Source organism: Enterobacter sp. S-33, assembly GCF_028735835.1.
Taxonomy (GTDB): Bacteria; Pseudomonadota; Gammaproteobacteria; order Enterobacterales; family Enterobacteriaceae; genus Enterobacter; species Enterobacter vonholyi.
On sequence record NZ_CP117838.1, the window covers coordinates 3906203 to 3924533 of the forward strand.

At 58.7% G+C, this 18331-nt stretch carries 16 protein-coding genes; 6 read left to right on the top strand and 10 right to left on the bottom strand.

Translation table 11 applies throughout. The annotated features are described in order from the left end of the window. The first annotated feature begins 101 nt into the window (after positions 1 to 101). The gene (dkgA, locus tag PUP35_RS18465) at positions 102 to 929 is read left to right on the top strand and encodes a 2,5-didehydrogluconate reductase DkgA (protein WP_021242117.1); all 828 of its coding nucleotides are present in this window, start codon (positions 102 to 104) and stop codon (positions 927 to 929) included. Positions 930 to 1012: 83 nt separating this feature from the next. On the opposite strand, the gene PUP35_RS18470 is transcribed toward dkgA, so the two are convergent. Further along, positions 1013 to 3184: a YgiQ family radical SAM protein gene (locus PUP35_RS18470; RefSeq protein ID WP_115876282.1), complete on the bottom strand. Its 2172-nt coding sequence runs from the start codon at positions 3182 to 3184 to the stop codon at positions 1013 to 1015. 199 nt (positions 3185 to 3383) lie between these two features. Here PUP35_RS18470 and PUP35_RS18475 point away from each other — a divergent pair, with 199 nt between their 5' ends. Next, entirely contained in the window at positions 3384 to 4859 is a 1476-nt protein-coding gene (locus tag PUP35_RS18475) for a TrkH family potassium uptake protein (protein ID WP_111963275.1), read from the top strand. 30 nt (positions 4860 to 4889) lie between these two features. On the opposite strand, the gene ftsP is transcribed toward PUP35_RS18475, so the two are convergent. The 4 genes from ftsP to PUP35_RS18495 form a co-directional block, all read right to left on the bottom strand. Further along, on the bottom strand, positions 4890 to 6302 hold the full coding sequence (gene ftsP / locus PUP35_RS18480; RefSeq protein ID WP_023309186.1) for a cell division protein FtsP: 1413 nt from the start codon (positions 6300 to 6302) through the stop codon (positions 4890 to 4892). A 58-nt stretch (positions 6303 to 6360) separates the two neighbouring features. Continuing rightward, positions 6361 to 7098 carry a 1-acylglycerol-3-phosphate O-acyltransferase gene (plsC, locus tag PUP35_RS18485; protein ID WP_045404006.1) on the bottom strand — a complete coding sequence of 246 codons (738 nt, stop codon included), beginning with the start codon at positions 7096 to 7098 and terminating at the stop codon, positions 6361 to 6363. A gap of 164 nt (positions 7099 to 7262) precedes the next feature. Beyond that, positions 7263 to 9521: a DNA topoisomerase IV subunit A gene (gene parC / locus PUP35_RS18490; protein WP_111963276.1), complete on the bottom strand. Its 2259-nt coding sequence runs from the start codon at positions 9519 to 9521 to the stop codon at positions 7263 to 7265. A gap of 118 nt (positions 9522 to 9639) precedes the next feature. Beyond that, the gene (locus tag PUP35_RS18495; RefSeq protein ID WP_111963277.1) at positions 9640 to 10041 is read right to left on the bottom strand and encodes a YgiW/YdeI family stress tolerance OB fold protein; all 402 of its coding nucleotides are present in this window, start codon (positions 10039 to 10041) and stop codon (positions 9640 to 9642) included. Between the two features lie 138 nt (positions 10042 to 10179). Between PUP35_RS18495 and qseB the strand changes: the two genes are divergently transcribed. The 4 genes from qseB (at position 10180) to PUP35_RS18515 (ending at position 13217) form a co-directional block, all read left to right on the top strand. Then, positions 10180 to 10839, top strand: a complete 660-nt coding sequence (gene qseB, locus PUP35_RS18500; RefSeq protein ID WP_023326078.1) for a quorum sensing response regulator transcription factor QseB — start codon at positions 10180 to 10182, stop codon at positions 10837 to 10839. Then, positions 10836 to 12185, top strand: a complete 1350-nt coding sequence (gene qseC, locus PUP35_RS18505) for a quorum sensing histidine kinase QseC (protein WP_274240853.1) — start codon at positions 10836 to 10838, stop codon at positions 12183 to 12185. The genes qseB and qseC overlap by 4 nt, the downstream gene beginning before the upstream one ends. Before the next feature lie 104 nt (positions 12186 to 12289). Further along, positions 12290 to 12871: an NAD(P)H-dependent oxidoreductase gene (locus tag PUP35_RS18510; protein WP_023333418.1), complete on the top strand. Its 582-nt coding sequence runs from the start codon at positions 12290 to 12292 to the stop codon at positions 12869 to 12871. A 31-nt stretch (positions 12872 to 12902) separates the two neighbouring features. Then, positions 12903 to 13217: a putative quinol monooxygenase gene (locus PUP35_RS18515; RefSeq protein ID WP_008502984.1), complete on the top strand. Its 315-nt coding sequence runs from the start codon at positions 12903 to 12905 to the stop codon at positions 13215 to 13217. Between the two features lie 88 nt (positions 13218 to 13305). On the opposite strand, the gene PUP35_RS18520 is transcribed toward PUP35_RS18515, so the two are convergent. Genes PUP35_RS18520 through PUP35_RS18540 form a run of 5 tightly spaced genes read right to left on the bottom strand, consistent with a single transcriptional unit; the run spans position 13306 to position 17980 of the window. Continuing rightward, complete coding sequence (locus PUP35_RS18520; protein WP_111963280.1) at positions 13306 to 14193, bottom strand: MurR/RpiR family transcriptional regulator; 888 nt, start codon at positions 14191 to 14193, stop codon at positions 13306 to 13308. Next, complete coding sequence (locus PUP35_RS18525; RefSeq protein ID WP_274240858.1) at positions 14190 to 15140, bottom strand: iron-siderophore ABC transporter substrate-binding protein; 951 nt, start codon at positions 15138 to 15140, stop codon at positions 14190 to 14192. Before PUP35_RS18525 ends, PUP35_RS18520 begins: the two co-directional genes overlap by 4 nt. Positions 15141 to 15150: 10 nt before the next feature. Continuing rightward, complete coding sequence (locus tag PUP35_RS18530; protein WP_274240859.1) at positions 15151 to 16191, bottom strand: FecCD family ABC transporter permease; 1041 nt, start codon at positions 16189 to 16191, stop codon at positions 15151 to 15153. Next, complete coding sequence (locus tag PUP35_RS18535; protein ID WP_274240861.1) at positions 16188 to 17171, bottom strand: FecCD family ABC transporter permease; 984 nt, start codon at positions 17169 to 17171, stop codon at positions 16188 to 16190. The genes PUP35_RS18530 and PUP35_RS18535 overlap by 4 nt, the downstream gene beginning before the upstream one ends. Further along, entirely contained in the window at positions 17168 to 17980 is an 813-nt protein-coding gene (locus tag PUP35_RS18540) for an ABC transporter ATP-binding protein (RefSeq protein WP_271369555.1), read from the bottom strand. Before PUP35_RS18540 ends, PUP35_RS18535 begins: the two co-directional genes overlap by 4 nt. Positions 17981 to 18331 lie beyond the last annotated feature (351 nt).

Sequence of the window (18331 nt, forward strand, 5' to 3'; positions counted from 1 at the left end):
TTTTGTCCCCCCGACTTTCGTTTTTTGACATTTCGTCCAGACTTAATGCACACCCCATCGCCGGAGTCTCCCTCCGGCGATGCGCACCTGAAGGAGGAAAAATGGCAAACCAAACCGTAATCAAGCTGCAGGACGGCAACGTGATGCCCCAGCTGGGGCTAGGTGTATGGAAAGCCGGTAACGACGAGGTCGTCTCCGCCATTCATAAAGCCCTGGAAGTCGGCTATCGGTCGATTGACACCGCCGCCGCGTACAAAAACGAGGACGGCGTGGGGACCGCACTGGCCAGCGCCGGTGTCCCCCGCGATGAGTTATTCATCACCACGAAACTGTGGAATGACGATCAAAAGCGTCCCCGCGAGGCCCTGCAGGAGAGCCTGGAGAAGCTCCAGCTCGACTTCGTCGATCTTTATCTGATGCACTGGCCGGTCCCGGCTATCGACCATTACGTTGATGCCTGGAAAGGAATGATTGAACTGCAGAAAGAGGGGCTGGTGAAAAGTATCGGCGTCTGCAACTTCCAGGTTCATCACCTGCAGCGGCTGATTGACGAGACGGGCGTCGCGCCTGTCATTAACCAGATCGAACTGCACCCGCTGCTGCAGCAGCGTCAGCTTCACGCCTGGAACGCCACGCATAAAATCCAGACCGAGTCCTGGAGCCCGCTGGCACAGGGTGGCGAAGGCGTGTTCGATCAGAAAATTATCCGCGACCTGGCGGATAAATACGGCAAAACCCCGGCGCAGATCGTCATTCGCTGGCATCTGGACAACGGCCTGGTGGTGATCCCGAAATCGGTCACGCCATCGCGCATCGCCGAGAATTTCGACGTCTGGGATTTCCGTCTGGACAAAGATGAGCTGGGGGAAATTGCGAAGCTGGATAAGGGCAAGCGGCTTGGGCCAGACCCGGATCAGTTTGGCGGGTAATTGCGTAAAAAAGCCGGGTGGCGGCTTCGCCTTACCCGGCCTGCGTTTCTACATAAAAACCCCGGCTTGCCGGGGTTTTTTATTTACGCTTTGCGCTTCACGGGCTTCTTAACACTCGAATTACCATTCGAACGCTGATGCACAATCGGTGTGTGCTTGGTCAGCGCCGGGCGCGTATTGCGGTTCTGGCGACGCGCTTCGCGCATCTCATCCAGCGTCGGGGCCGGTACCAGGCAGTCGCGGCGGGAGCCGATCAGGTGTTTTTTACCCATCTCTTCCAGCGCCTGGCGGATCAGCGGCCAGTTTTTCGGATCGTGGTAACGCAGCAGCGCCTTGTGCAGACGACGCTGTTTGTCCCCTTTAGGCACCACCACCTCTTCACTCTTGTAGCCAATCTTACTCAGCGGGTTCTTGCCGGTGTAATACATGGTCGTCGAGTTGGCGAGCGGTGACGGATAGAAGTTCTGCACCTGATCCAGGCGGAAGCGGCGCTGCTTCAGCCACAGCGCCAGGTTGACCATGTCCTCATCACGCGTGCCCGGGTGCGCGGAGATGAAGTACGGGATCAGATACTGCTCTTTGCCCGCCTGCTTCGAGTAGGTGTCGAACAGCTCTTTAAAGCGGTCGTAGCTGCCCATGCCCGGCTTCATCATCTTCGACAGCGGGCCTTCTTCGGTGTGCTCCGGCGCAATCTTCAGATAGCCACCGACGTGGTGCGTCGCCAGCTCTTTGATGTAGCGCGGATCTTCCACGGCGATGTCGTAACGTACCCCGGAGGCTATCAGGATCTTCTTGATGCCTTTCAGGTCACGCGCGCGGCGGTAGAGGTTGATCGTCGGCTCATGGTTAGTGTCCATGTGCTCGCAAATGCTTGGATAGACGCAGGAGAGGCGACGACAGGTTTGCTCTGCGCGCGGCGACTTGCAGCGCAGCATGTACATGTTCGCGGTTGGACCGCCGAGGTCGGAAATCACGCCGGTAAATCCAGGTACCGAGTCGCGAATCGCTTCGATCTCATTGATGATCGAATCTTCAGAGCGGCTCTGAATAATGCGCCCTTCGTGCTCGGTAATAGAGCAGAAGGAACAGCCGCCGAAGCAGCCGCGCATGATGTTGATCGAGAAGCGGATCATCTCATACGCCGGGATACGGGCGTTGCCGTACGCCGGGTGCGGCACGCGCTTGTACGGCAGCGCAAAAACGCTGTCCATCTCTTCGGTGGAAAGCGGGATCGCCGGCGGGTTGATCCAGATAAAGCGCTCGCCGTGCTTCTGCATCAACGCGCGGGCGCAGCCAGGGTTGGTTTCATGGTGCAGAATACGGGACGCGTGCGCGTAGAGCACCTTGTCGGCTTTCACCTTCTCATAGGAGGGCAGCAGCACGTAGGTCTTTTCCCACGGCTTCGGGCGCGGAGGCTGCACGACGATAGCCTTCGCTTCCGCTTTCTTTGGCTCTACCGGTTTGTTATCCGCACACGGCAGATCTTCGCCGTACGGATGTGGGATCGGGTCGATTTTACCCGGCATATCAATAATGCGGGAATCCACTCCGCGCCAGCCCGGCAGCGCCTCTTTCACCATGATGGCGGTATTGCGCACGTCGCGGATGCTGCTCACCGGCTCGCCCTGCGACAGACGGTGCGCCACTTCCACCAGCGGACGCTCGCCGTTTCCGTAAATCAGCATGTCGGCTTTGGAATCCACCAGCACCGAGCGGCGCACGGTATCAGACCAGTAATCGTAGTGCGCGGTACGGCGCAGGCTCGCCTCGATGCCGCCCAGGATCACCGGCACGTCTTTCCATGCTTCTTTGCAGCGCTGGGTATATACCAGGGTTGCACGGTCAGGGCGTTTACCCGCCACGTTATCCGGCGTGTAGGCGTCGTCATGACGCAGCTTACGGTCGGCGGTATAGCGGTTGATCATCGAGTCCATGTTGCCTGCAGTCACGCCGAAGAACAGGTTCGGTTTACCCAGACGCATAAAGTCGTCTTTGCTGTTCCAGTCAGGCTGGGAGATGATCCCCACGCGGAAGCCCTGCGCCTCAAGCATACGGCCACAGATGGCCATGCCGAAGCTCGGATGGTCAACATAGGCATCGCCCGTGACCAGAATGATGTCGCAGCTGTCCCAGCCCAGTTGGTCCATCTCTTCCCGGGACATCGGCAGGAATGGCGCCGGTCCAAAGCAGGCCGCCCAGTACTGGGGCCAGGAGAAGAGGTCACGATCCGGCTGGATCAGGGAAATTGCGCTCATAATGCTTCCGAAGAAAAAATAAACAAAAGGAGCGGGATTATACGCTGTTCATCCGCCGGATTTGAAGAAAAGGATGCAGGAAGCAGGCAGATATTCACGGAACTCGTTAAAATACAGCGCCCTGATAATTTTGGATCATAATATTCACTATATTTTCCGGTGATTTGTCCCGGAATGCGTGTTTGTGCGGAGCTCAGTTGTGAAGCCCAACGATTCGTTACATGTCTCCCAACTGCGGGTTGTCCTTCACCTCTGCGGTTTTCTGGTTCTGCTGTACAGCCTTTCTATGCTGCCGCCGATGGTTATCGCCCTGCTGAATAAAGAGCGGACCTACTTTGCCTTTCTGACCACCTTTTTAACCTTTTTTACTCTCGGAGGGCTAACCTGGCGGGCAACCCGTCACGCGGGCATACAGCTGCGCACCCGCGACGGTTTCGTGATCATCGTGCTGTTCTGGCTGCTGTTTTCATTGATTAGCGCCATGCCGCTCTGGATGGATGACGGGCTACAGCTCTCTTTTGCCGACTCGCTCTTTGAAGGGGTTTCCGGGATCACCACCACCGGGGCAACGGTGATCGGGGACGTCAGCGCCCTGCCTAAATCGTACCTTTACTACCGCGCTCAGCTGAATTTCATTGGCGGGTTAGGCGTCATCGTGCTGGCCGTCGCGGTCCTGCCGCTGCTGGGCATCGGTGGCATGAAGCTCTATCAGTCAGAGATGCCGGGACCGTTCAAGGAGGAGCGCCTGACGCCCCGCCTTGCCGATACCGCGCGCACGCTGTGGGTGACCTACTTCGCGCTGGGTGTGGCCTGCACCCTGGCCTACTGGCTGGCGGGAATGTCCTTTTTTGACGCCCTCTGTCACGGGCTGTCGACCGTGTCACTGGGCGGGTTCTCCACCCGCAGCGAGAGCATTGGGTTTTATGACAGCCACGCGATTGAGCTGGTCGCCGGGGCGTTTTCACTGCTCTCCGCGTTTAACTTCACCCTCTGGTACGTCGCCATTGTCAGACGCACCCTGAAACCGATTCGCCGCAGCCCGGAGGTTAAATTCTTTCTGAGCGCCGCCGCGGTGATTATCGTCATCACCGCCTGGCAGGTCTGGCATGCCGGGATGTACAACGCCACTGATAGCCTGGTGCATGCCTTCTTCCTTGCCAGTTCGATGATGACCGATAACGGCCTTTCGACAGCCGACTATGCCCAGTGGCCAGCACATACCATCTTCCTGCTGTTGAGCGCCAGCTTTTTTGGCGGCTGCGTAGGCTCGACCTGCGGCGGGATCAAAGCGCTGCGTTTTCTCATTATGTTCAAGCAGAGTATTCAGGAGATGAACCAGCTGGCGCATCCGAGAGCGCTGCTGAGCATTAAGGTGGGCAAAAGCGTGGTGAATGAACGCGTCCTGCGCTCGGTCTGGAGCTTCTTTTTTCTCTACGTGATGATTACGGGCTTTTTTGTCTGGTCGCTCAATCTGATGGGCTACGACCTGTTTACGTCATTCGCAACGGTTGCCGCCTGCATCAACAACATGGGGCTGGGATTTGGCGAGACGGCGTCGACGTTCGGCACGTTAACAGAAGGGGCAAAACTGCTGATGTGCGCGGCGATGATCTTAGGGCGTCTGGAAATTTATCCGGTGCTGATACTGTTCTCGCGCTTTTTCTGGCGGGCATAAAACATTCCCGGCGAACCGGGAATGTCAGAATTATGGGGCAGGATTGATCAGCATCTGCCCTACGGAGCCCCTGTCCATCATCTCCAGCGTCTGGCTGTGGAACAGGAACGGGAAATGCGGCCACGAAGGCTGACCGTAGTAGACAAGCAGCTCAACCTGGCCGTCCACCCAGACGGTATCTTTCCAGCCGCGGTCTTCCGGGAACGGCATGGCACCGTTGACGTTGCGGATCAGGAATGCCACCCCTTCAATATGGAACGACTGCGGCATATCTGAACGCACCGTCCAGCGCTCCCAGGTACCCTGCTGCGCGGTAATGTCGATGCGGTTGACGTCCCACAGCGCGCCGTTGATGCCCGGGTCGTCGCCGAGGCTGATATCACGGCTGCGCACCGGCGAGCCGCTCATGATCTCCTGCGGCAGCAGGCGCATGGGCAGGCTATCGGTCACCAGCGGCAGCAGACCGGTTGGACGCAGGGTCAGCACCAGGGTCGAGACCAGAATGCTCGACGGTTCAAAGAACCCGCGAATACGGTCGACAATGCTGGCCGCTTCACCGCAGGTGACAGACACTTCATCCCCATTGGTCATATCAATGAGAACTTCGCGACGTTCGCCCGGCGAGAGCGCAAGCTGTTTGACGGACACCGGCGCCGGTAAAAAGCCCTGATCGCCGGAGATCACGTGCAGCGGACGACCATCGCTCATTTGCAGCTGATAGCGGCGCGAGTTAGACGCGTTGAGCAGGCGCAGGCGCACCCAGCCGCGAGAAACTTCGACATACGGGCTTTGCGCGCCGTTGACCAGCAGCGTATCACCGACGAAGCCACCGCTGCCCGGCTCGCTGTATTCAGGCGTGCCGAAGTTATCCAGACGTTTGTCCTGGATGATAATCGGGAAGTCATCCACGCCGTAGTGATTCGGGATCGGCAGAGATTTGCTGACTTCATCTTCCACAAGCCACATGCCGGCCAGGCCGTTATAGACCTGCTGCGCCGTGCGGTTAGGGGTGTTGGCGTGATACCACAGGGTTGCCGCGCTCTGGCGAATCGGCAGAACGGGCGCCCAGTCGGCGCTGGGTGACATCATTCGCGCCGCGCCGCCAATCAGCGGGCCAGGTACCTGCAGGCCGCTGATGGTCATAGCGACATTTTCAGGGGTGCGGTTACTGTAGATGAGCTTTACGTCATCGCCATTCCACACGCGTATGGTCGGCCCGAGGTAACGTCCGTTAATGCCCCAGACGGGCGCACGCGTCCCCTGGGTAAAGGACCAGTGGCTACGCTGCAGCGTCAGGAAAAGCGGCTGACCGCGACGGGATTCAATTAATGGCGGTATAGGCAGCGGCTGTTGCTGCCCGGCGGCGCTGGCTGTCAGCGGCATCGCACCCGCACAAAGGGCGATCCCCGAAGCCTGAATAAACTGACGCCGACTGAGTGACATATAAGCTCCATCTGAAACGACTAACAACGCGGGAATTCGTTTTCCCTTCAACGCCGGGTTAAATCTTACCGGCGGCTTCTCTCTCTGCGACTTCTTTGTCGAGCTGCGCAATATGCTGAGCCATTAGCTCACGGCAGTGTGCTGCCAATTCACGCACCTGATCTTTACCGTATTTGCTGGTATCGACAGGTGGCAGCATTTCGACAATCACCAGCCCATTATTCAGGCGGTTAAGATTAATCTTATTCGAAGTATTGGAAACGCACACGGGAATAATTGGAACACCTGCCGCAATTGCAGCATGAAACGCACCGGTTTTAAACGGCAGCAGGCCGCGACCGCGGCTGCGCGTTCCTTCCGGGAACATCCAGATTGAGATTTTGCGCTTTTTAAAATGATTCACCACTTCGGCAATGGTGCTGTGCGCTTTTGCACGGTTATTACGGTCGATCAGCAGGTTACCGGTAAGCCAGTACAGCTGACCAAAAAACGGGATCCACAGCAGGCTTTTTTTGCCCACCGTCACGGTCGGTGGAAGCACGATATTAGAGGCCGTCACCATATCGTAGTTGTTCTGATGGTTGGCAATATAGATGGCGTTACCGAAATTCTCCGCCCCTTCCGGCAGACGTTTTTCAACCTTCAGGCCAAACAGCGGAGCAAGGCGCCCGAACATATGGCCAAAGGTGGCGACATGCTTCGGATTACGCGGGCTGAACAGGCAATAAATAGAGCCGAAAATACAGACCAGAATACAGTAGATGACGGTAAGAATAAGACGAACAATATATAGCATAGCGACCTCTGAAGCCCCAACAGCTGACAATTATACTTCACCTGTGGCCAGGTAAGGACTTTATTACGAGCGCGTATTGTTAATCGCAACGCACGAATTAACAACGATTTTACGGGAAATTTTATTGAAATTCCCCCTCCGGACAGAGGGGGGATATCACGACATTACTCTTCGCTGTCGCCCGCCGCGCTGCGTGCAGGAGAGTCAATCTCCACGCGATCGATACGCTGCAGACCGCGCATCAGCGAGCCGCGGCGACCGCGCTCACCCACCACCTTCTGCAGCTCTTCCGGACGAAGCTTGATTTTGCGCTTGCCGACGTGAATGGTCAGCGTGCTCTGCGGCGGCAGAAGGAAGAGGTGCGCCAGGCCATCTTCGCCTTTCGCGGCCTCCGCCGACGGGATGTTGATGATCTTGTTGCCCTTGCCTTTTGACAGCTCCGGCAGATCGCTGACCGGGAACATCAGCATACGTCCGGCGGTAGTGATCGCCAGCAGCATGTCGCTTTCGTTCTCAATCACCAGCGGTGCCATCACGTGAGCGTTGTCCGGCAGGCTAATCAGCGCCTTACCGGCACGGTTGCGGGAAACCAGATCGTTGAAGGTACAGATAAAGCCGTAGCCCGCATCGGACGCCAGCAGCAGCTTCTGGTCATCGGCTTCCATCAGCATATGGTCAACCGTCGCGCCCGGCGGCAGCGTCAGCTTGCCGGTTAGCGGCTCGCCCTGCCCGCGCGCGGAAGGCAGCGTGATCGGGTCAATGGCGTAGCTGCGACCGGTGGAGTCGATAAACGCCACCGGCTGGTTGCTCTTGCCTTTCACCGCCGCTTTGAAGCTGTCGCCCGCTTTATAGCTGAGCCCCGGCGCGTCGATATCGTGGCCTTTGGCGCTGCGTACCCAGCCGCTCTGCGACAGGACAATAGTCACAGGCTCGGACGGCTGCATGTCGTGCTCGTTCATCGCCTTCGCTTCTTCACGCTCGTGCAGCGGAGAACGACGGTCGTCGCCGAAGGCATCGGCATCGGCCTGCAACTCTTTTTTCAGCAGGTTATTCATCTTGCGTTCGGACGCGAGGATCGCCTGCAGCTGATCGCGCTCTTTTTCAAGCTCGTTCTGCTCGCCGCGGATCTTCATCTCTTCCAGTTTGGCGAGATGGCGCAGCTTCAGCTCGAGGATCGCTTCGGCCTGGGTTTCGCTGATGCCAAAGCGCGACATCAGGGCGGGCTTCGGCTCGTCCTCGGTGCGGATGATCTCAATCACCTCGTCGATATTGAGGAACGCCACCAGCAAACCTTCAAGGATATGCAGGCGCTTAAGCACTTTCTCGAGACGATGGTTCAGACGACGGCGTACCGTATCGCGGCGGAACGTCAGCCATTCGGTGAGGATCTCCAGCAGGTTTTTCACCGCCGGGCGTCCGTCGAGGCCGATCATGTTCAGGTTAATGCGGTAGCTTTTTTCCAGATCGGTGGTGGCAAACAGGTGGTTCATCACCTGCTCCATGTCCACGCGGTTGGAGCGCGGCACGATCACCAGACGGGTCGGGTTCTCGTGGTCCGATTCATCGCGCAGGTCGTCGACCATCGGCAGCTTTTTATTGCGCATCTGGGAGGCGATCTGCTCCAGCACTTTGGCGCCGGAAACCTGATGCGGCAGCGCGGTGATCACCACGGCGCCGTCCTCTTTATTCCACACCGCGCGCATGCGCACGGAGCCGCGCCCGTTCTGGTAGATTTTGCGAATTTCCGCGCGAGAGGTGATGATCTCAGCTTCGGTTGGGAAATCTGGCCCCTGCACGATATCCAGCAGATCGTCGAGCGAGGCTTTAGGCTGCTCGATCAGGGTAATGGCGGCTTTCGCCACTTCACGCAGGTTGTGCGGCGGAATGTCCGTCGCCATACCGACCGCAATACCGGTGGTACCGTTCAGCAGGATGTTCGGCAGACGCGCAGGCAGCATCTTAGGCTCCTGCATCGTACCGTCGAAATTTGGCACCCAGTCGACGGTTCCCTGACCCAGCTCGCCCAGCAGCACTTCGGCATATTTAGAGAGACGGGATTCGGTATAACGCATTGCCGCGAAGGATTTCGGATCGTCCGGCGCCCCCCAGTTCCCCTGACCATCCACCAGCGGGTAGCGGTAAGAGAACGGCTGAGCCATCAGCACCATCGCTTCATAGCAGGCGCTGTCGCCGTGCGGATGGTATTTACCCAGTACGTCACCGACGGTACGGGCGGATTTCTTGAACTTGGCGGTGGCGTTCAGCCCCAGTTCGGACATCGCATACACGATGCGGCGCTGAACGGGCTTCAGGCCATCCCCGATAAATGGCAACGCCCTGTCCATGATGACGTACATGGAATAGTTCAGGTAGGCGTTTTCCGTGAATTCATGTAGCGCGAGGCGCTCTGCCATATCGCTCATTACGTGTGATTCCTCAACTCAGAAACCGAAGGGTTTCAGGCAATATTGCCGCAGATACTACCCTATCTGACGAGTTGAGTCACAAAGAAAAAGGGCCGCTCATGCGGCCCTTTCCGGGTTATTTGTTCAGCTTAATGACCTGCTTCACGTCGATTTCAAAATCGTTCCACTCTTTATCGACCTTGCCCTGGATTTCCACTTTATCCTGAGGGGTGACGGTCACGCCGTTCCAGCGCTTGTGGTCAATCTCCACGTTGACCGTGCCGGTCTCATCGCGGAAGGTGTACCGGTCATCGGACAGGCGCTGGGTAATGTTCCCACGCAGCTTCACCCAGCTGTCGTCTTTCATCTCTTTCACCTTCACCGCAGTGGTGAGGTTAGCGTCGTTATCAACAAAACCTCCCGTCTGCGTCTGGGTCTGGGTTTGCGTGGCCGACGGGCCGTTAAATCCGCCCTGCGCGGCAAAAACGGGGGCAGTGGTCATCATCATGATGGCGGCAATAGCAGCGAATTTTTTCATATTAACTCTCCCTTTAATCTGGTTTCGCAGTCCATTAAACAGGGTAATCCTTAACAACTTCTTAAGGGAAAAATTTATTTATTATTGCTGTACAGCAGGCGCTTACAGAGGGTTTACTGACGGCATCAAGGAGGGAACATGCGCATTTTACTGGTAGAAGACGACACGTTAATCGGCGACGGTATCAGGGCGGGTTTAAGCAAAATGGGCTTTAGCGTGGACTGGTTTACCGACGGTAAAACCGGTCAGGCCGCGCTTGCTTCTGCGCCCTATGATGCCGTGGTGCTGGACCTGACGCTGCCGGAAATCGACGGTCTGGACATCCTGCGCGCGTGGCGCGAAAGCGGGCGCAGCGAGCCGGTATTGATCCTGACCGCGCGGGATGCGCTCAACCAGCGCGTGGAAGGGCTGCGTCTTGGCGCGGATGATTATCTCTGCAAGCCGTTCGCGCTGATTGAAGTGGGCGCCCGCCTCGAGGCGCTGGTCCGCCGCAGTCACGGCCAGACGCATAGCGAGCTACGCCATGGCAAGGTCACTCTCGATCCGACCCGTCTCGTCGCCACGCTGGACGGTGAACCGCTGACGCTGAAGCCGAAAGAGTTTGCGCTGCTGGAACTGCTGATGCGCAATGCAGGCCGCGTGCTCCCTCGTAAGACGATTGAGGAAAAACTGTATACCTGGGATGACGACGTCTCCAGCAACGCGGTAGAAGTCCACGTTCATCACCTGCGCCGCAAGCTTGGCAGCGAGTTTATCCGCACCGTGCACGGCATCGGCTATACCCTGGGTGACGCATGAAGCTGACGCAACGCCTGAGCCTGAAGCTGCGCCTGACGCTCCTCTTTTTAGCGCTCTCCCTGACGGCATGGTTTGCCGCCAGCCTGGTGGCCTGGCAGCAGACCACCCACAAGCTGGATAAGCTCTTCGACACGCAGCAGATGCTGTTTGCCAAACGGCTGCTGACGATGGATCTTGACGAGATCCGCGCCCCCGAACGGATGCTCGAGATCCCGAAAAAAGTGAAGCATGGCCGTCTCGATGACGACGCGCTGGCTTTCGCCATTTACGCCGTTGACGGCAAAATGCTGCTGAACGATGGCGAGAACGGGCGCGATATTCCGTACCACTATCGCCGCGACGGGTTTGCTAACGGGCAGCTCCAGGACGACAACGACGAATGGCGTTTCCTGTGGCTGACCTCACCCGACGGGAAGTACCGCGTGGTGGTCGGCCAGGAGTGGGAGTACCGCCAGGAGATGGCGCTGGACGTGGTCAGCTCGCAGCTCACGCCCTGGCTGGTGGCGCTGCCCGTGATGCTGCTGTTGCTGGTTCTGCTCCTGAGCCGGGAGCTAAAGCCGCTGAAAAAGCTGGCGCAGACCCTGCGCTCCCGCTCGCCGGATGCGACCGATAAACTGCCGACGGAGGGCGTCCCTACGGAAGTGCGCCCCCTGCTTGATTCGCTGAATCATCTCTTCGCGCGTACCCAGGAGATGATGACCCGCGAGCGCCGCTTTACGTCCGACGCCGCCCACGAGCTGCGCAGCCCGCTGGCGGCCCTGAAGGTGCAAACTGACGTGGCGCAGCTCTCGCAGGACGATCCGCAGGCGAGGGAAAAAGCGCTGGCGCAGCTGCATGCGGGCATCGACCGCGCTTCCCGGCTGGTGGACCAGCTCCTCACGCTGTCGCGTCTGGACTCGCTGGATAATCTTGACGACGTCGAACCGATAACGCTTGCCGATTTACTTCAGTCGGCGGTGCTGGATATCTGGCATCCGGCGCAGCAGGCAGGGATTGATATTCGCCTCAACAACCACGCCCCGCAGATCAAACGTCAGGGACAGCCCCTGCTGCTAAGCCTGCTGGTGCGCAACCTGCTGGACAACGCCATCCGCTACAGCCCGCGCGGCAGCGTGGTGGACGTCACCCTGGACGCGCGTAATTTTACCGTGCGCGACAACGGCCCAGGCATTTCACCTGACGCGCTGGCGCGCATCGGCGAGCGCTTTTATCGTCCGCCGGGTCAGGATGCCACGGGCAGCGGGCTGGGGTTATCCATCGTAAAACGCATCGCCGCGCTGCACGGTATGCGCGTCTCGTTGAGCAATGCGCCTGAAGGCGGTTTTGAAGTGAAGGTCAGCTGGTAGAGATTATTGCGTTTAATGCAAAAGACTTTGCACATTTTGCTCATTTTTCCGCTCCGTCCTCGCGCGTAGAATACTCGCCATACTCTCATCGTCGAGGACAAATAATGAGCAACATCCTGATTATCAACGGTGCAAAAGAATTTGCGCACTCTAAAGGCCAGCTGAATGACACCCTGACCGAGGTCGCGGACGGTTTCCTGCGCGACGCCGGGCATGATGTTAAGGTCGTACGCGCGGACAGCAATTATGACGTGAAGGCCGAAGTACAGAACTTCCTGTGGGCTGACGTGGTGATCTGGCAGATGCCAGGCTGGTGGATGGGCGCGCCGTGGACCGTAAAAAAATACATGGACGACGTGTTCACCGAAGGTCATGGCTCACTGTATGCCAGCGATGGCCGCACCCGCTCTGACGCGTCCAAAAAATACGGGTCAGGCGGTCTGATTCAGGGCAAAAAATATATGCTCTCTCTGACCTGGAACGCCCCGCTGGAAGCCTTCACCGACAAAGATCAGTTCTTCGAAGGCGTGGGCGTTGACGGCGCGTACCTGCCGTTCCACAAGGCTAACCAGTTCCTGGGCATGGATCCTCTGCCGACGTTTATCGTCAACGACGTGATTAAAATGCCTGATGTCCCGAGCTATATCGCAGAATATCGCAAGCATCTCGCGGAAATTTTTGCTTAACTGGTAGCCTGGAATTAAAGGAGTAGTAAACATGCTTACCGTTATCGCAGAAATCCGTACTCGTCCAGGTCAACATCACCGTCAGGCGGTGCTGGATCAGTTCGCGAAAATTATCCCGACCGTACTGAAAGAAGAAGGCTGCCACGGCTACGCGCCGATGGTGGATGCCGCCACTGATGCCAGCTTCCAGGCGACCGCGCCGGACTCGATCATCATGGTTGAGCAGTGGGAAACCGTCGCGCACCTCGAAGCACACCTGCAGACCGCGCACATGAAAGCGTGGAGTGACGCGGTGAAGGGTGACGTGCTGGAAACCCACATCCGCATTCTGGAGCAAGGGGTTTAAGTTTTCCCTCACCCCAGCCCTCTCCTGACGGGAGAGGGAGAACAGGTCCAGGCCCGGTGAGCGTCAGCGCAACCGGGCTTTGTTGTTTTTAGCTGCTTTTCTTCCCCGGTTTTAACCCGCGATGTAGCTCGTTGATGCGCTTCATCGACTTGATGGTGCGCTGCGGCTCGGTGGAGGCTACGGATAAAATAATCATCTCCAGACACAGCAGCACCGTGCCGTGGAGCGGGATTTTGCCCTTTTCGCCGCCGCGCGGAACGTGGATCACCACGCTGGCCTCCTTGCTGAAGCGTGAATCAAGGGCATTGGTCAGCAGGATGGTGGGAATGCCCAGACGTTTTGCTTCACGCAGGGTGGTTTGCCCCTCCCGGTGCGCGGACTTCTGCGCCATCATCACCAGCACGTCGCCGCGCTGAAGCGCAATCAGCTGCTCGGCAAGCCCTATTCCGGTACGGTTAAGCGGCGTGGCGGGTAACCCCATGCGGCTGAACAGCCTGGCGGTATACTCGGCCAGAATGCCGGAGGCGCCAATGCCAAATATGGCGACCTGCCTCGCCTGCGCCAGCAGAGAGACCGCCTGGGCCATCGCGTAGCGGTTGTGCGGCTCGGACAACACCTCGCAGGTGTGTTGATGCCCCTCCAGCACGAAATCAATGCTCGCGTTGACGTCGCTGGCAAGCGTGTTCACCGTAGTGGACATCTTTTCGCTGGAGGTGACCACCGGACCAAACCACTGCTCAAGCGTTTGCTTGAGATCGCGCAGCCCGGCGAAACCCAGCGCCTGGATGGCGCGGACCACCGTGGCATCCGAGGTTTTCAGTTCCGCAGCAATCTCCATGGCGGTCTGTTCCATCACCGCTTCACGATTGTCATGAATATAGCGTGCAACCTGCAGCAGACGCGGCGTCAGCTGATGCGCCCGCGCGCGAAAACGGTCGCCATAGACATCCACGCGCCCTTTCTCTTTGCGGATCACCGTGAAGCCTCCGGCAGCGGTCGCCCGGCAATCTGAGACTGCACCTGCGCGACCATCAGCCCTAAAGACGCGAACGAATTCGAGATCGCCTCTTCACGCGAGATCAGCACGTAATGCCCGGTTCGGCAGGCATTGAGGAACTGACACCAGCCCGGCATGACAGCATCCATCGCCGCCAGCTCGTCCTGCGGTTTACCGCCCGTATCCCCGCGCCAGGTGGCGAAGACGAAATCGGCATCCAGCTCCGGCAGGCGCTCGGCGCTGACGTCAATCCGTCCCTCTTCCGGGATGGACTCAATCAGCGGCGGGAACTTGAATCCTGCGTCGCGCAGCACGCGGCCCAGCGAGTGGTAGCTGTGCATGGCGTTAATCTTCCCCTGATTCGCCTGAATCACGGACACGGTCACCTTGCTGGTATCAATAGTCGACTTCAGCGCCTTAATCTGCTCCTGATAGCGCCGCTCCAGAACCTTGAGCCGCGCCTGCGTTCCCGTCAGCTGAGCCAGCTTACGGTAGATTTCCGGCGCGCCGCCGTCGAGATGATCGATGCTCACCGTCGGGGCAATTTTCGCCAGCTGTTCCACCGGGGTGTTGCGGGTCGGCTCGGTAACGATCAGATCAGGCTTTGCGGCGGCGATGGCTTCGATGTCGATATCGGCCGTGCCGATAAATTTAATGTCGGAATTATCGAAGTCGACGCCGGTCAACATGCCGCTGGAGCGCAGAAAGTGGCTGCCGTCCGGCCGCGTGCGGCCATGGCTTGCCACCGGCAGCACGCCAAGCTCAATCAGAGGAATGGTGATATCCAGATCGTGTAAGGAAACAATCCGCTTCGGATAAACCGGCACAACGACCTTGCGCCCTAAATCGTCGGTAAAGACCTGCGTCGGCTCCGCCGCGCTCACCGCGAACCCCACCAGCAACAGCATCGAAAACAGTACGCGCATTATAGTCCCCCTAAAATCTGTCCCGACGCTGCCAGAGCAGCAGCAGGAAAAACGGTCCGCCAATCAATGAAATGACAATTCCCGCCGGCAGCTGCAGCGGGAGTAATGCCAGACGCCCGACGTTATCCGCCAGCAGCACCAGCAGCGCGCCCAGCACGGCGCTTCCCGTCAGGAGCGCCGTTTGCCCACCGCGCAGCAGCAGGCGCGCCATATGCGGAGCAATCAGCCCCACGAAGCCTATACTGCCCACGCACGAGACGCAGGCCGCCGTCAGCACCACCGGGGCGAGAATCCGCAGCAGCGCCAGCCGCGTTATGCGCACGCCGAGACCCGCGGCGGCCTGATTGCCGAGCAACGCCACGTCCGCTGCCCGCGCGGTAAACAGCAGCAGCGCAAAAGCGGGAGCTGCCCAGAGCGCGGCCAGGCTCACCAGCGTCCAGTTTGCCGCATGCAGGCTTCCCGACAGCCACAGCATCGCCGTCTGCACGTCCCGCACGTCGGCGGTGGTGATAAAGACGCCCATTGCGGCGGCAAACGCCCACGACACGCCGATGCCGATCAGGATGAACCGCGGGCGCGAAATATCGCGCGCCAGGGCGATAACCACCAGCGCGGTGAGCAGCCCACCGGCCATGCCGACCAGCGGACGCCAGGCCAGGCCCAGCGCCGGGAACTGAAAAATGAGCAGCAGTACCGCCGCGCTACAGCCCTCCTTCACGCCGATAAGCCCGGGGTCAGCCAGACCGTTGCGGGTGATGGACTGCATTGCCGCCCCCGCCATACCGAGCATCGCGCCGCACAGCACCGCCATCAGCAGGCGCGGCAGGCGGATATCCATCACGATGTAGCGCGTCTCCGCCGTCAGGCTCTCAGGAGAAAACAGCGCGCGCCCGATGGCGGAGGTGGGAATGGGCAGAGAACCGTGCGTCAGGCCAAAGCCCAGCAGGCTTAGCGCCACCAGCGCCAAAAGAATCAGGCACGCCAGCGCCCGCGGGCGAACCAGCGCCGATATACGGCCAATTCGGATCGCGCGGAATCCGGCCCGGTTCATTTGAACATCCTCGACGCCATAAAGATGAATACGGGCGCGCCGACCAGGGCCGTCATGATGCCGGTTGCCAGCTCCCAGGGGGTAAACAGCGTGCGGGCGGCGATATCAGCCAGCAGCAGCACCAGCGCGCCGCACAGGGCCGACAGCGGCACCATCACGCGCAAATCGACCGACACCAGACGGCGGATGAGCTGCGGCACGACCAGGCCAATAAAACCAATCGGCCCGGCGATAGAGACGGCCGCGCCGCAGAGCAGTGCGATGGCCAGCAGGGCGAGCAGGCGGGTTTTCAGCAGGGACACGCCAAGCCCCTGCGCCATTCTGTCGCCCAGCGCCAGCATGTTGAGCGAGGGCGACAGCCCGATAGCAAGAACAAAACCAGCGGCTGCAGCCCACAGGGCGCTCTGGAGCATCTGCGCGTTGACCCCGGCGATATCACCCGCCAGCCAGGTGCGCAGGTCGAGCAGCGTCTGTTCATCCAGGATTAACACCGCGGCGGTAATCGACGAGGCAAACGCCGACATCGCCACGCCGCACAGGGTGACCTTCATCGGCGTGAGCCCGGTGCGACCGGAAGAGGAAAACATCAGCACCAGCAGAAACAGCGCGGCAGCACCGGCGGCGGCGATCAGCGGGCGACCAAACGGCAGCGACAGGCCAAGCGCGCTGACGATCACCACTGCCAGCGCAGCCCCGGCGTTGAGCCCCAGAATATGCGGCTCGCCTAGCGGGTTGCGGATCACAGACTGCAGCAGCACGCCCGCCACGCCGAGCGCGGCGCCCGTCACCATCGCGGCGCAGAGGCGCAGCAGTCGTAATTTGATAATGACGTTATGGTCGAAATTGCGCGGGTCGAAGTGGATGAATGCCTCCACTACCGTCTGCGGGGCGATAAAGCGTGCACCGATGCCAAGATGCGTAATCGCACCCAGCGCCAGCAGCAATATAATAATCAGGAGGGCCAGAGAAGCGCGTATCATGGCTGTTCAAGGCTCTGGCGAAAAGGCATAAAGAACGGTTTTCCGGTCAAGGGGTTAATGGACATATGCACGTCCACGTCAAACACCGTTTTGATCAGTTCCGGCGTGCAGACGTCGCCCTCATGTAACACCCCCTCAACTTTCCCCTGGCGTAAAAAAACCAGCGAATCGCCGTAGTTTACGGCAAAGTTGAGATCGTGCAGCACTACCACCACGGTACGCCCGTGCTGGCGGGTCAGGGCATGCAGCAGTTCCAGGATCTCCACCTGGTAGCGGAGATCGAGATATGTTGTCGGCTCGTCAAGCAGGATAAACGGCGTTTGCTGCGCCAGCGCCATGGCGATCCAGCAGCGCTGACGCTGGCCGCCGGATAAGCTTTCCACCGGCATATGGGCAAACTCTGCCGTGCCGGTCAGGCGCAGGGCCTCTTCTACCGCCAGCTCGTCCTCGTCGCTCCACTGACGCATAAAGTTCTGCCAGGGAAAACGCCCGCGCGAAACCAGTTCAAAAACGGTTAACCCTTCCGGAAGCAGCGGCGACTGCGGGAGAATGCCAAGCTGACGGGCGACCGCTTTGGTGGGCTGCTCGTGGATCGCCTTGCCGTCGAGAACTGCCGCGCCGCCAAGCGGCTGGAGCAAACGCGCAATGGTGCTCAGCAGCGTGGATTTCCCACAGCCGTTCGCCCCTACCAGCACGGTCATTTTCTGCTGTGGGAACGCAAGGGAGATATCATCAACGATGATTTTTTTCTGATAGCCCGCAGAGAGGTTCTCCAGAACCAGACCCGGTTTGTGTGTGTTGTGAGCCACGTGAACGCCAACGTAATGAAAAACCAATAAATAAAAATAAAACTCATTCTCTTTTGAGAGTTTGACGCCGCGCCATGTAGTAGTCAAGCGAAGAAACACCCTGGAAAAACCAGGGATAAGCCTGAGTAAAAGTGAAAACTGGACGGCTTGTAAAAACATCTATTTCAATGACTTAATTATTATCCCGCTGCGCTTGTACGCACGGTTAAACGGTGTAGTCGATTTTTTCTTTTTTCCATTTACTACTACATTCACGCATGATTGAATGATTCTCAATTACATGTCCGATGCTACTTACGGCTAACGGACAGACCGTAAAGGGCAATGACTCACACAGTTTGCCGCGAACGC